The sequence below is a fragment of the Kitasatospora sp. NPDC056531 genome, from assembly GCF_042794375.1.
Classification (GTDB): Bacteria; Actinomycetota; Actinomycetes; order Streptomycetales; family Streptomycetaceae; genus Kitasatospora.
Window position 1 is genome coordinate 10771 of the sequence record NZ_JBHTTU010000024.1, and the last position, 12998, is coordinate 23768.

Consider the following 12998-nt stretch of genomic DNA (forward strand, 5'->3'; position numbering starts at 1 on the left):
CTTATCCTCGTCTATGAGAGCAGGGGGGAGGGAGGGGAGGGGATGGGGGCTTTTCTCTTGCCCGCCGCCCGCTCCACCGCACCCGCCGGCCTACACCTTGAGCACGAAGTAGGCCACCATCCCGCCCACGATTGCCAGGAAGAGCTGCACCATCACTGCCGGATACAGGACGCCCTGATCTGCCGGACGGCCCTCGCGCTGCGCCTCCAGCGCCCGCTCCGACAGCTTCCGGACGTGCCCGCCCAGCCCCAGCGGAAAGGTCAGCGTCACCGTCGAGTACATCAGCAGGGCCTCGGCCGGATCCATGTGCTTGACCTTGTAGTGGGCGAACTGGAGCAGCGCCCCGACGACCGGCGCGATCGCCGCCATCATCCGGTACTCCCGCGTGGGCTGCGGTGGCACCAGCACCGCCCAGAACAGCGCCGTCACCAGAACCGCGATCCACCACCACGTGGCCACACTCAGCCCCAGTGGAGTCATTTCCCCTTACCCCCTCACACAAAGGACGTTCGCTCACGCACGTCCCCCTCCTCCGAGACCCTAGCGCCGAACCCGTCACCCACGCCCGGCGACCCCCGAGACAAGGAAGTGACCGGCCGGTAGGGTGGCGCCGCACGAACACGGCGAACCGGAACGGGGCGGGCAGATGGCCAGCGGCAGCAGCGCGAACGGCGACGGCACGGGGTTCTTCGCGTCGGTGGCGGACACCGCCGACCGACTCGCCGCGACCGGGTACCTGGCCTCCACCGCCGTGGCCACCACCGTCTTCCTCGCCGACCGGCTCGGCAAGCCGCTGCTGGTCGAGGGCCCGGCCGGAGTCGGCAAGACGGAACTCGCCAAGGCCGTGGCCGAACTCGGGCAGGCCCGGCTGGTCCGGCTGCAGTGCTACGAGGGCATCGACGAGGCCCGCGCACTCTACGAGTGGAACCACGCCAAGCAGCTACTGCGGATCACCGCCGGCCGCGACGAGGGCTGGGACCAGGCCCGCACCGACATCTTCGGCGAGGAGTTCCTGCTCACCCGCCCGCTGCTCACCGCCATCCGCGGCGAGGAGCCCACCGTGCTGCTGATCGACGAGATGGACAAGGCCGACGTCGAGGTCGAGGCGCTGCTGTTGGAGGTGCTCAGCGACTTCCAGGTGACCGTCCCCGAGCTCGGCACCATCACCGCGAGCCGGCGCCCCTTCGTACTGCTCACCTCCAACGCCACCCGCGAACTCTCCGAGGCCCTGCGCCGCCGCTGCCTCTTCCTCCACCTCGACTACCCGGACGCCGAGTTGGAGCGCCGGATCGTCCGGCTCAAGGTGCCCGGCCTGGACGACACGCTGGCCGCCTCCCTGGTCCGGGTGGTCGGCGCACTGCGCGCGATGGAGCTGCGCAAGGCCCCGTCCGTCGCCGAGACCATCGACTGGGCCCGCACCCTGCTCGCCCTCGGCGCGGACACCCTGGACGAGACGGTCGTCCAGGACACCCTCGGGGTGGTCCTCAAGCACCAGGACGACGTCCGGAAGGCCGCCCAGAAGCTCACTCTCGCGTGACGGCGCCGCAGCCGGCCGACACCGCGGCCCGACTGACCGGCCTGGTCCGCGCCCTGCGCGGGCACGGCCTGCGGATCGGCCCGGCCGAGACGGTGGACGCCGCCGCCGTGCTCGACGTGCTCGGCTTCGCCGACCGCGAGCAGATGCGGGCCGGCCTGGCCGCCGCCCTACTGCGCTCGGACGGCCAACGGGCCGTCTTCGACGCCTCCTTCGACCTGTTCTTCCCGCTCGGCGTCGGCACCCCCGAGGCCCTGCGCGCCGACCCGCCGCCGCTGCCGGACGACCCCGAGCCGCCGCGCTTCGGCCGCCCCGACCCGCTCCGCGACCGGCTGCGCGAGCGCCTCGCCGCCGCCCTGGCAGCCGACGACCGGGCCGCCCAGGCCAGGCTGGCCGGCGAGGTGGTCGAGGCCTTCGGCCGGTACGGCACCGGGAGCACGCCGGGGTCGGACGGCTGGTCCGCCCACCAGGCGCTCGGCCGCCTCTCCCCCGAGACCCTGCTCGCCCGGATCCTCGCCGCCCTGCGCGAGAACCGCGGACCGGAGGACCTCTCCGACCGCGTCCTCGCCGACGAGATCCGCCGCCGCATCCGGGACTTCCGCGCCCAGGTCACCGGCGAGGCCCGCCGCCGGGTCGCCGAACTGCGCGGCGCCGAGCGAATCGCCGAACGCGCCGTCGCCCCCACCGCCGACCGGATCGACTTCCTCTACGCCGGCCGCGAGCAGCTCGCCGAACTACGGCGCACCGTCCACCCGTTGGCCCGCAAGCTGGCCACCCGACTGGCCGCCCGTCGCCGCCGCGCCGCCCGCGGGCAGATCGACCTGCGCCGCACCCTGCGCCGCTCGCTCGGCACCGGCGGGGTGCCGCTGCGCCCGGCGTACCGGCTGCGCCGCCCGGCCCGGCCGGAGCTGGTACTGCTGTGCGACGTGTCCGGCTCGGTGTCGGGCTTCGCCGACTTCACCATGCTGCTGGTCCGGGCGATGAGCGAACAGTTCAGCAAGGTCCGGGTGTTCGCCTTCGTCAACCGCACCGCCGAGATCACCGACCTGCTCCGGGACAACAGCGCCGACCCGGCCCGGCTGGCCACCCGGATCCTCGCCGAGGCGAAGGTGACGGGCTACCACGGCAACAGCGACTACGGCTCCGCGCTCGGCGAGTTCGCCGACCGTCACCTGGACGCGGTCGGCCCGCGCACCTGCGTGCTGGTCCTCGGCGACGCCCGCAACAACCACCGCGACCCCAACCTGGACGCGCTGCGCCGGATCGCCGGCCGGGCCCGGCGGGTGTTCTGGCTCAACCCCGAACAACCCGCGCTCTGGTCTACCGGCGACTCCGCCGCGCTCGCGTACGCGGACGTCGTGGAGATGCACCCCTGCCGCAACGCCCGCCGCCTCGGCGAGCTGATCGCCCGCCTGCTGCCGGTGTGAGGAAGGCCTAGTCCAGCGTCTTCAGGAAGTCCAGCAGCGCTTCCGTCACCTCGGCCGGGCGCTCCTGCTGCGTCCAGTGCCCGGTCTGCGGCAGCCGGACGTGCCGGTGCAGCTTGGGCAGCCGGCCCAGCAGGTGGGCCAGGGCCTCCGGCGGGACCATCGCGTTGACCAGGTCCTGCTCGCCCGCGACGTAGAGCGCCGGCACCTCGACCGTCACCCCGGTGAAGGCGGCCAGCAGTTCGGCGTTGCGGTCCAGGTTGCGGTACCAGTTGAGCCCGCCGGTGAAGGCGCGCTCGCCGTGGGTCGCGTAGTCGGCCGTGAAGGCGTCCAGGTCCGCGTCGGTCAGCCAGTCCGGCAGCTTCTCCGGCTCCGGGACGGTGTCCAGCAGGCGCTTGCCCTCGGGGACGATCCACGGCCGCGGCACGCCGTCCGGCTGAACGCCGCACAGGATGCGGCGCAGGCTGGCCTTGACGTCGGCGGCCAGCTCGGCGTCGGCCCGGCCGGGCTCCTGGAAGTAGATCTGGTAGAAGCCGTCGCCGAAGTTGGCCCGGGCGGCCTGGAGCGGCGGCGGCCCGCCCACCGGCAGCGGCGGCACGCTCAGCCCGGCCACCCCGCGCACCAGGTCCGGCCGCAGCGCGGCGGTGGTCCAGGCGACCGGCGCGCCCCAGTCGTGGCCGATCACCACGGCCCGCTCCTCGCCCAGCGCGCCGATCAGTGCGGTCACGTCCCCGACCAGGTGCAGCAGGGTGTACGCGTCCACGTCCTCGGGCTGCGAGCTGCGGGCGTACCCGCGCTGGTCGGGGGCGACCACCCGGTACCCGGCCTCGGCGAGCGGTGCGAACTGGTGCCGCCAGGAGTACCAGCTCTCCGGGAAGCCGTGCAGCAGCAGGACCAGCGGCCCCTCGCCCTGTTCCGCGAGGTGCAGCCGGACGCCGTTCACCTCGACGTGGCTGTGCTTGATCGCGTCGTTCAACTCCGCTCCCGATTCGCTCCGATGGATCCGTTCGGTGGGTCCGTTCGGTGAGTCCGTCCGACTCCCTGCCCCGCCCGACGCCACCGCAATCCCCGCACGTTCCCGTCGCGGCGTGGACACGCGGAAAGCAGCCGAGGCCGCCCCGGGGATTCCGGGACGGCCTCGGCCTCAGCCGTGCGCTGAACTGATTGAGCGTCAGTTCACCGTGTAGCTGTACGGGATCGCCGCGAGCACCGAACCGGTGGTGCCCAGGCTGTTGTTGGCGGTCGGCGCGAAGGTCGGGCCGGACACCAGGTAGAGAACACCCTTGACCGTGCTGCCCTTCGGGCCGGTCGGGGTCACGGTCACCTGCAGCGAGCCGGTGGCGCCCGGGGCGACGGTCACCGGGTTGGCAGCCGGAGCGGAGGCGTCGACACCGGAGGCGTACGGGTCACCGGTGCTGGAGGCCAGCGCCGGGTCGAACGCCAGGGTGTGCGCGCTGGCGGTGATGGTGGAGGTGCCGGCCGGCGCGCTGCCGTTGCCGAACGGGCCGATCTGCTGGACGAAGGTGCCCCAGGAACCGGGGACGACCGGCTGCTCGGCGCTGCCCTTGTCGGTGACGACCGAGATGGTCGAGCCGTCCTGGGCCTTCTTCAGGTCACCGAACAGGTCCGGCGAGCCGGTGGTGGCGTTCAGCTCGATCTGCGCCGGCGTCGAGGACGCCGCCACGGCCTTGAGCTGGTCGGTGCCCGGGGGCACCAGGAAGCCGGGGACCGAGGAGGTGAGGCTCAGCGGCAGGTTGACCGAGGCCGAGGCGCCCTGCGGCACCAGCGGCAGGTCGACGCGCTTGTCGAGACGGCCGTCGGCCGCGATGCGCTGGGTGGCCGCGGTGTTGTTGGTGTAGTTCACCTGGACGGTGACCGGCTTGCCGGCCGCCAGCTTGGTCTTCGCGTCGTTCGGCAGACCGGCCGCGGTGGCCTGGTTCTGGTTGAACGCGATGGTGCCGGTGAAGTCCTGGGCGAGCTCCTGGCCGCTGACCGGGCCGAGCACGTTCAGGACGAACCGCCAGTGGCCCTCGGCCGGGTTGACCGTGGTGGCCGAGACACCGTTGGAGGTGCCGGTCAGGTTGCCCTGGGCGTCGAACAGCGCGTTGCCCTCGATGTCGATCGGGGTGCCGTTCGGGCTGATCAGCGCGCCCTGCATGAGCAGGTTGGCGTCCTTGGCGACGGTGACGCCGACCCGCAGGTCCTTCTGGCCCTTCGGGACGTCGAAGCCGTAGGTGAAGCTCTGCGTCGGCGAGGAGCCGCGGCCGTTGCCACCGGTGATGGTGCCGGTGAAGGTGCCGGTGCCGTTGGTGACCGGGACGAGGCTGCGCAGGATCACCGGGACGCTGGTGGTGTTGCCGTTCGAGCTGGAGACGGTGACCGCCTCGCTCGAGTCGCCGCTGGTCGCCGGGGTGGTGAGCTGGATCTTGAGGGTCTTGGTCTCACCGGGCTTCACGTCGGTGCTGTTCGGGCTCACCGCGCCGGCCGGAACCGCGCGCTGGGTGGAGGTGCCGAACTGGACGTCGCCGGTGTAACCGGCCTTGCCCGCCGGGGTGTACATGATCGCGGTCCACTCACCGGCGACCGGGTGCGGGACGTCCACCAGGCCGAAGTTGGCCGGGGTCGCGCCGCCCTGCGGACGGGTGTTGGTCTCGAAGCGGCCCGACGGGTCGAGCAGCGTCATGCGGACCACGGGGCCGTTGGTGACCGGGTTCGGGCCGCCGTGCCAGGCGATCGACGCCGCCAGGCGGTCGGCACCGGCCGGAACCGTGAACTTGACCTGCTTCTGCACCCAGTCGGAACCGTTGGTGGCGTACTTGAAGGTGTCCGTGGAGGCCGAGTCCATCTTGACGGTCTGCTGGTTGTTCGCCAGCGGCGCGAAGCTGCGGGTCGCGGCGCTCACCGTCTGGGTCTCGTCACTGGTGTTGGTGACGGAGATGTCGGCGGTGTGGGTCGAACCGGGGGTGCCGGAGATGCTCAGCTGGCCGGTGTTGACCACGACGGTCTTGGCGCCCTCGGTGCCGTCGCCGTCGTCGTAGCCGCGGGCGGCCTCGACGGCGGCCCGGACGTTCAGCAGACCGGCGCCCTGCTCCTCGGCCGGAACGCCGAGGTCGGTGGCGGTACCGGTGATGAACTTCTTCACCAGCGCGGGGGACGGCGAGTCGCCGCCGTGGGTGTCGCGGTAGGCCTGGATGACCAGAGCCGCGGCGCCGGTGACGAACGGGGCGGCCTGGCTGGTGCCGCCGAAGGGCTGGATCCCCGAGGGCTTGCCGTTGAAGTCGGTGCACTCGGTGTACTTGGTGGTGTCGGGGGTGCAGAGCGCCCAGTCCGACTCACCCGGGGCGACCAGGTCGACGGTCCGGCCGGCCTGGGTGAAGCCACCCGAGGACAGCGCGGAGATGCGGCTGTTGCTCCAGGTCTTGTTGGAGAACTTGGAGGCCGCGTAACCGGTCTGCTGGTAGTTCTGGTTGTCCGTCGAGGCGCCGACCGCGATCACGTTCGGGTCGGTGGCCGGGGTGCCGATCGTCCCGCTCAGGCCCGCGTCACCGGAGGAGACGGAGACCGTGACGCCGGCCTTGACGGCCTGGTCGTTGAAGAGCGAGATGGTGTCGTGCGCACCGCTGTCCGGGGTGACGTTGCCACCGAAGGACTCGTTCAGCACGTCGACGTGGGCGACCCGCACCGCGTAGTCGATGGACTGCAGGATCGACGAGTTCGACATCATCTCGCCGCCGGCCTTCAGCGCGACCAGGTCCGCGTCCGGGGCGAGGCCCTTGATGCGGATGTTGCAGCCGGCCGGCAGCGGGTGCGAGGAGTTGACGAACTTGGAGACGTCGTAGGTCTGGCGGCCCTGGGCGATGACCGCCGAGGCGTCGCCGAAGGCCTCGGCGGCGCCGGTCGGCGCACCCCAGCCGTCACCCGCGAAGTCCTGGTAGTCGACGACGGCATGCGAACCGTCGGCCCGGATGAAGTCCGGGTTGTTCGGGTCGAGGCTGTCGGCGATGTAGGCGACCTTGACGCCCTTGCCGGTGGCCAGGTCGGCCGCGCCGGGCTGACCGTTGCCGGTCACGCCGCGCACCGAGTACAGGCCCTCCGGCTCCAGCAGCGGCTTGGAGGGGTCGGAGGGGCAGACCGCGTTGGTCGCGTTCTCCTCGGGCTGGCCGTTGCTGCCCGAAACGGCCTGCGGAGCGGCGTCGCTCTTGGCCGCACCGGCCTTGGTCGCGTCCGCGTCCTTCGCCTTGGTCGCGGCGATCGGGGCCACCTGGACCTGGGTGTCCGCCACCACGGTGGCGACCGCCGGGTCGGCCTGCAGCTTGGCGCGCAGCGCCGGGCTGACCGTGGCCGAGAAGGCGTTGCCGACCACGAAGCTCTTGATGTTGGTGCCGCCGTTGGCCTTGACCTTGTCCAGCAGCGGCGCCTGGGAGTTGGCGGTCTTCTGCTGGCGGTCGCCCAGGTGGCCGTTGTCGGCCGGGGCGTCCGCTATCTGGTCCTTCAGGATCACGATCACCGGTGCCGGCGCCCCGTCCGCGGACGCCGCCTGGGCGTTCTGCGGGTCCTGGAGCGGGGCTGCGTTGGCGATGGTCCCGAGAGTCAGGACCATGGACGCGGTGGTGACCGTGACGGCGGCTGCAAGCTGGGTCTTCCGCCAGCCGATCAATGGACATCCTTTCGTCTGATGAGACGTCAGGTTGCACGGCCCAGCGCACGCGGATCCTGGTCGGACGCACGGTTGCTCCGGACCGCGCGTCCCGACAGCGGTCGCATTCCAGCGCATCCGACACGACCACGACAAGGGGGGAAATCCCCATCAGGAAGTAAAAATGACCATCAGAAAGTAAAATTCACAGTATAAATCGCGCCGCGTCCGTCCCTTTTTCACCGATCAGAGACGGTCAGGGACGGTCAAAACTGCCCGCTGCGGCAGCAAAAGCGCCGGTGGCGGACTCTCGACAGTGGCGGAACATCGCCACTGTCCATCCACTCGCCACCTGCCTGCTACCTACTTGTCGACACTTCGACCCTTCCTTCCCCCGTCGACCGCGATCGAAACAACGCACGGCGGCGAGGCCGCCCGGGCGGCCGGTGAGTTCGTCCACACCCCCGGCCGCCCGGGCGTTTCCGCGGGGGGTTTCACCAGGCGGCATTTCACGAGCTGCTTTCAGGACGAGCCGCCAGCCGCTCCTGAGCGTCCGCCAGGTCCTCGGCGGTCGGCGCGTCGTCCTGGGTGAGCCGGTGGCGCCAGTACCCGGTGAAGTCGATGTCCGACTTCGGCACCCCCTGCTCCTCGATCAGCCACCGGCGGATCGCCCGGACCGCCCCCGCCTCCCCGGCCAGCCAGACGAAGGGCTCACCCCCCGGCAGCACGGCGTCCCGGAACGCCTCGGTCAGCACGGTGCCCGGGGCCGCGCCGTCCCGGTACAGCCACTGCACCTCCAGATCGGCGCGGCTCTCCAGCTCCTGACGTTCCGCCCGGTCGGCGACCTCGATCCACACGTACGCCCGCTCCCCCTCGGGCAGCGCCTCCAGCAGCGTCGCGATGGCCGGCAGCGCGGTCTCGTCCCCCGCCAGCAGCACCCAGTCGGTGTCCGCCGCGACCTCGGCGAGCGGCACCGGCGGGGCGTACAGCGCGGACGGCCCGACCATCCCGAGCCGGTCCCCCGGCGCGGCCCGCAGCGCCCAGCCGGCGGCCGGCCCGGTGTCGCCGTGCAGCACGAAGTCGATCTCGATCCGCCGGGTGCCCGGCTCCCGGCGGCGCAGGGTGAAGCTGCGCAGCAGCGGACGTTCGGCCTCGGGGATCGCCACGTAGGCCTGGTACCAGCCCATCGGGTCGTCCTGCGGCGCGGGCAGGACCGGCTCGCGCTGCCCGGGCCGGGGGAAGCAGAGCTTGAGCTGCTGGTCGGGCGCGGTGCCGACGGTGTCGGCCAGGGTCTCGGCCTCGAAGGTGACCCGGGTGGTGCGCGGCGTGATCCGGCGGACCGCCACGACCTCGACGAAGGTGACGGGCAGTGTCATCGCGAAACCCCTTCGATTGATAACCTTACGGCATAAATAGTTGCCGCCGCGAGGACACTTTACACCATAAGGAGATGCCGGATGACCGTCTACGCCGGGCAGGGCGACGCCCACCGCTCGCTCGCCCTGCTCTGGGGCGCGCCCGAGGAACCGCGCACCGGACGCAGCGGCCCCAAACCGGGCCTGAGTGTGGACGCGATCGTGTCCACCGGAATCGCGGTGGCCGACGCCGAGGGTATGACCGCACTGTCCATGCGCGCCGTGGGCGAACGGCTCGGCCGTACCGCGATGGCGCTCTACACGTACGTGCCGGGAAAGGCCGAACTGCTCGACCTGATGTACGACCGGGCGCTCGCCGAACTACCGGGCGACCGAACGCTGTTGAACGGCTGGCGGGCTGCCGTCGAAGCCTGGGCCGAGCAGCTGTACGCCTGCTACCTGCGCCACCCCTGGATGCTCCAGGTCTCGCAGGCCCGCCCGGTGCTCGGACCCGCCGAACTGGCCGCGATGGAGAGCCTGTTGACCGCCCTGCAACCCGCCGCGCTCCCACCCGAGCGGTTGCGCGGGGCCGTCGCCGCGCTCTGGCAGTTCGTCCACGGCATGGCCGCCACCACCGCCGACACCCGCGGCGCGGCCGCCGCCACCGGCGTCACGGACGAGGACTGGTGGACCACCCGGTCCTCCCAACTCGCCCAGCTGGCGCCGGACTTCCCGGCGCGCTTCCCGCTGCTGACCGCACTGCAGAGCGCCACCGGCGGCGCACCCGAGGAGAGCGGCCGGGAGGCCTTCCGCACCGGGCTCGCGGTGCTGCTCGACGGCATCGCGGTCGGCGCACCCGCGTAGCCGCGCCGGGCGCGGGGGTCGCTGCCTAGCCCCGGCGGGCGGCGGGGATCGCCAGCAGCACGCCGAGCACCAGCAGCGCGGCGTACCCGACGGTCTCGTGACCGTCGGGCACCAGGAAGCGGACGAAGCCGAACAGCCGGAATCCCCCGAGCCGGTCGGCCAGCAGGCCGGAGCCGCCGCCGAGGATCAGCACGAAACCGAGGTAGCCGAGCAGGTTCTTCATACCCCCGAGCCTAGGAATCCGCGACCGCCGGTTCATCCGACTTTCGGCGCGGACCGGGGCCACCAAAGTCGCGGCCCCTCTCCCCGCCCCGCGTCCCGGTGGCTCCGGACGGAGCAGCAGCACCGGCGGCCCGGTGGCGGCGCCGGTACGTTCGCGATGTGCAACCAAAGCGTATACAGCAGAAATCACTTTCCGTCACCGGCCTCGCCGCCGCCTCCGCGGCCTCGGCCCTGGTGCTCGGCATCGGCGCCCCCGCCGCCTCCGCGCAGGACGCCGGCTCCACCGTCGGCGGCGAGCGGCTCGGCCGCCCGACCGTCCAGGTCGCCCCGCTGGCCGGGGCGCCCGCCCTGCCCTCCGGGCTGAGCGGCCGCTCCTGGCTGGTCGCCGACGCCGCCACCGGCGAGGTCCTCGCCGCCCGCGACGCCCACCGGCCGCTGCCCCCGGCCAGCACCCTCAAGATGCTGTTCGCGGACACCGTGCTGCCCAAGTTCGACCGCTCGCTGGAACACCAGGTCACTCCCGCCGAACTCGCCAACCTCGGCGTCGGCAGCAGCCTGGTCGGCGTCAAGGCGGACCTGCCGTACCGGGTCGAGGACCTCTGGCGGGGCGTCTTCCTCAGCTCCGGCAACGACGCCGTACACGTCCTGGCGAACATGAACGGCGGCGTCCCGCAGACGGTCGCCGAGATGCAGACGCGCGCCCACTCCCTGCAGGCCCTGGACACCAAGGTGGTCTCCCCCGACGGCTACGACATGGACGGGCAGGTCTCCTCCGCCTACGACCTCACCCTGTTCGCCCGAGCCGGGCTGCGCAACGCCGACTTCCGCTCCTACTGCTCCACCCGCACCGCGCGCTTCCCCGGCGGGCTGGACAAGACCACCGGCCAGCGCGTCACCTACGACATCGCCAACACCGACCGGCTGCTCGGCAAGTACCCGGGCCTGATCGGCGTCAAGAACGGCTACACCACCAACGCGGGCGCCACCTTCACCGGCGCGGCCGAACGGGACGGCCGCACCCTGCTGGTGACGGTCATGCACCCCGACGCGCAGAGCAAGGTCTACGACGAGGCCGCCAGCCTGCTCGACTGGGGCTTCGCGGCAGCCGGCAAGGTCCAGCCGGTCGGCCGGCTGGTCGAGGACCTCGGCGTCCTGACGACCGCCTCCCCCAGCGTCGCCCCGGAGGCCGCGGCCGCCGACCAGCTGCCGCCCTGGTCCCGCCAGCCCGTCCTCCACAACAGCGGACCAGGCTTCACCCCCGCGCTCTGGTCGGCCGGTGTCCTCGGCACCGCCCTCGCCGTTTGGGGCGCCGCCCGCGCCGCCACCCGCAGCCGCACGGCCCCCGAGTCCGCCCCCGCCACCGGTGCGCCCGGTGAGCCCGGTGCCGGTTCCACCGACTCCGCCGAGATCGGCTCGACCGGCGTCGACGGCCCCAGCCCCCGCCGCCTGACCCGCCGCGTCCGCGCCCTGTTCCACGACGCCCGCGCCCGCCGGACCCGCTGAGCCGCCGACGTTCCCTCTACACTTCGGGCCATGACCACGCCTGACCCCGCCGCCTCGGACCGACTCGCCCGGATCATCAGCCTCTCCTCCGGAAGCTACCTGCTCGTCACCACCTTCAAGAAGGACGGCACCGCGGTGCCGACCCCGGTGTGGGTGGTGCGCGACGGGGAGGCGCTCGGCGTCTGGACCGTCGCGGGCTCCTGGAAGGTCAAGCGGATCCGCAACCGCGCGGACGTCCTGGTCGGCCCCTGCGACGTCAAGGGCCGCCCGACCGGCAAGCAGCACCCGGCCACCGCCGAGATCCTCGGCCCCGAACGCACCGCCGCCTACCGCACCCTGCTGCGGCAGAAGTACGGCCTGCTCGGCGTGCTCACCCTGCTCGGCAGCCGCCTGCGCCGCGGCGAGCGCGGCACCGTCGGCATCCGGATCACCCTGACCTGATCGCTTCGGCGGAGGTGAAGGTCCGTCGGCACGCTCGGCGGGCCGACAAGCTCCGTGGCAGGCTTGCCGGCCATGGGAGAGAACGAGGCCGCGCCGCCGGCCCTGCTGGTGGTGGACGGCGCGAACGTGGTCGGCTCGGTGCCCGACGGCTGGTGGCGCGACCGGCGGGGCGCCGCCGAGCGGCTGCGGGACGCGCTGGTCCCGCTCGCCGCCCGGGGGCTGCCGGACCTGCCCGGCCCGCTGGAAGTGGTGCTGGTGGTCGAGGGCGCCGCCCGGGGCGTGACCGGCCTGCCCGAGGTGCGGGTGGTCGCGGCGGGCGGCAGCGGGGACGACCGGATCGTGGAGCTGGTGCGGGAGGCCCGTACCGAACAGCCGGAGCGGGAGTGCCTGGTGGTCACCGCCGACCGTGAACTGCGTGGCCGGGTCGGCGCGTTGGGTGCGGCGGTGACCGGTCCGCGCAGCGTGCGGCCGTGATCCGGCCCCGGGTCAGCGGGGCTGGACGGCGTACATGCCCCAGTGGATCGACGGATCCGAGGTGTCCACGGTGAACTGGAGGTCCCGGCCCTCACGGGCGGGGATCTCCACGGAGCCGACGCCGGTGGCGTCCACCGGGCACTGCACCGTGAAGTCGGCCGGGGCCAGGCCTCCGACGTGCACCTGCACCGAACCACCGCCCCGGCAGCCGACCTTGACGGTGAACGGCAGCGTCGGGATCACCGCGCCACCGTTCCCGATCCAGTCCGGAATCGAGAGGATGGCATCCTCCGTCTCCGGGGCGGGCAGGATCTCGCCCGTTCCCGGGTGACCGATCGGCCCGTGCGGAGCCGACCCCCCGGCGTCGACCGGCTGCGCCGACGCCGTCCCGGCGAGCGCCACCGACGCCCCCAGCACACCGGCCACCACGGCGAGCACCCGCTTCTTCGTCTGCTTCATCGCCGTCCCCCCATGCGTGTTCATGCGTCCGTGCCGATCTTCGGCACACGAAGTGATCGTACGGCGCCGAACGACATCGGGGGACA

12 protein-coding genes are annotated in these 12998 nt (G+C 72.5%); 6 read left to right on the forward strand and 6 right to left on the reverse strand.

Annotation, left to right across the window (positions count from 1 at the left end; all coding sequences use genetic code 11):
• Positions 1 to 90: 90 nt before the first annotated feature.
• Positions 91 to 480, reverse strand: a complete 390-nt coding sequence (locus ACFQ87_RS21115; RefSeq protein ID WP_380612321.1) for a hypothetical protein — start codon at positions 478 to 480, stop codon at positions 91 to 93.
• A 166-nt stretch (positions 481 to 646) separates the two neighbouring features.
• Between ACFQ87_RS21115 and ACFQ87_RS21120 the strand changes: the two genes are divergently transcribed.
• Entirely contained in the window at positions 647 to 1537 is an 891-nt protein-coding gene (locus ACFQ87_RS21120) for an AAA family ATPase (RefSeq protein ID WP_380612322.1), read from the forward strand.
• Complete coding sequence (locus ACFQ87_RS21125) at positions 1534 to 2961, forward strand: VWA domain-containing protein (protein ID WP_380612323.1); 1428 nt, start codon at positions 1534 to 1536, stop codon at positions 2959 to 2961. Before ACFQ87_RS21120 ends, ACFQ87_RS21125 begins: the two co-directional genes overlap by 4 nt.
• 7 nt (positions 2962 to 2968) lie before the next feature.
• Here the strand turns inward: ACFQ87_RS21125 and ACFQ87_RS21130 are convergent, their stop codons facing one another.
• From ACFQ87_RS21130 to ACFQ87_RS21140, 3 genes are all read right to left on the reverse strand, one after another.
• Positions 2969 to 3934: an alpha/beta fold hydrolase gene (locus tag ACFQ87_RS21130; RefSeq protein ID WP_380612324.1), complete on the reverse strand. Its 966-nt coding sequence runs from the start codon at positions 3932 to 3934 to the stop codon at positions 2969 to 2971.
• 195 nt (positions 3935 to 4129) lie between these two features.
• Positions 4130 to 7615 carry a S8 family serine peptidase gene (locus ACFQ87_RS21135; protein WP_380612325.1) on the reverse strand — a complete coding sequence of 1162 codons (3486 nt, stop codon included), beginning with the start codon at positions 7613 to 7615 and terminating at the stop codon, positions 4130 to 4132.
• A gap of 488 nt (positions 7616 to 8103) precedes the next feature.
• Positions 8104 to 8970, reverse strand: coding sequence for a siderophore-interacting protein (locus ACFQ87_RS21140; protein WP_380612326.1), 867 nt, complete (start codon positions 8968 to 8970; stop codon positions 8104 to 8106).
• An 81-nt stretch (positions 8971 to 9051) separates the two neighbouring features.
• On the opposite strand from ACFQ87_RS21140, the gene ACFQ87_RS21145 reads away from it, so the two are divergent.
• The gene (locus ACFQ87_RS21145; protein WP_380612327.1) at positions 9052 to 9813 is read left to right on the forward strand and encodes a TetR/AcrR family transcriptional regulator; all 762 of its coding nucleotides are present in this window, start codon (positions 9052 to 9054) and stop codon (positions 9811 to 9813) included.
• 25 nt (positions 9814 to 9838) lie between these two features.
• Here ACFQ87_RS21145 and ACFQ87_RS21150 read toward each other — a convergent pair whose 3' ends face one another.
• Positions 9839 to 10036 carry a hypothetical protein gene (locus ACFQ87_RS21150; protein WP_380612328.1) on the reverse strand — a complete coding sequence of 66 codons (198 nt, stop codon included), beginning with the start codon at positions 10034 to 10036 and terminating at the stop codon, positions 9839 to 9841.
• Between the two features lie 158 nt (positions 10037 to 10194).
• On the opposite strand from ACFQ87_RS21150, the gene ACFQ87_RS21155 reads away from it, so the two are divergent.
• The 3 genes from ACFQ87_RS21155 (at position 10195) to ACFQ87_RS21165 (ending at position 12453) form a co-directional block, all read left to right on the forward strand.
• Positions 10195 to 11538, forward strand: coding sequence for a D-alanyl-D-alanine carboxypeptidase family protein (locus ACFQ87_RS21155; protein WP_380612329.1), 1344 nt, complete (start codon positions 10195 to 10197; stop codon positions 11536 to 11538).
• A gap of 30 nt (positions 11539 to 11568) precedes the next feature.
• Entirely contained in the window at positions 11569 to 11979 is a 411-nt protein-coding gene (locus ACFQ87_RS21160; RefSeq protein ID WP_380612330.1) for a PPOX class F420-dependent oxidoreductase, read from the forward strand.
• A 72-nt stretch (positions 11980 to 12051) separates the two neighbouring features.
• Positions 12052 to 12453, forward strand: coding sequence for an NTP pyrophosphohydrolase (locus ACFQ87_RS21165; protein ID WP_380612331.1), 402 nt, complete (start codon positions 12052 to 12054; stop codon positions 12451 to 12453).
• A gap of 12 nt (positions 12454 to 12465) precedes the next feature.
• Here ACFQ87_RS21165 and ACFQ87_RS21170 read toward each other — a convergent pair whose 3' ends face one another.
• Complete coding sequence (locus tag ACFQ87_RS21170; protein WP_380612332.1) at positions 12466 to 12912, reverse strand: hypothetical protein; 447 nt, start codon at positions 12910 to 12912, stop codon at positions 12466 to 12468.
• Positions 12913 to 12998 lie beyond the last annotated feature (86 nt).

Coding starts and splice junctions, on each gene's coding strand:
- ACFQ87_RS21115 (WP_380612321.1), bottom strand. CDS start 480: ATGACTCCACTGGGGCTGAGTGTGGCCACGTGGTGGTGGATCGCGGTT.
- ACFQ87_RS21120 (WP_380612322.1), top strand. CDS start 647: ATGGCCAGCGGCAGCAGCGCGAACGGCGACGGCACGGGGTTCTTCGCG.
- ACFQ87_RS21140 (WP_380612326.1), bottom strand. CDS start 8,970: ATGACACTGCCCGTCACCTTCGTCGAGGTCGTGGCGGTCCGCCGGATC.
- ACFQ87_RS21145 (WP_380612327.1), top strand. CDS start 9,052: ATGACCGTCTACGCCGGGCAGGGCGACGCCCACCGCTCGCTCGCCCTG.
- ACFQ87_RS21150 (WP_380612328.1), bottom strand. CDS start 10,036: ATGAAGAACCTGCTCGGCTACCTCGGTTTCGTGCTGATCCTCGGCGGC.
- ACFQ87_RS21160 (WP_380612330.1), top strand. CDS start 11,569: ATGACCACGCCTGACCCCGCCGCCTCGGACCGACTCGCCCGGATCATC.
- ACFQ87_RS21165 (WP_380612331.1), top strand. CDS start 12,052: ATGGGAGAGAACGAGGCCGCGCCGCCGGCCCTGCTGGTGGTGGACGGC.
- ACFQ87_RS21170 (WP_380612332.1), bottom strand. CDS start 12,912: ATGAAGCAGACGAAGAAGCGGGTGCTCGCCGTGGTGGCCGGTGTGCTG.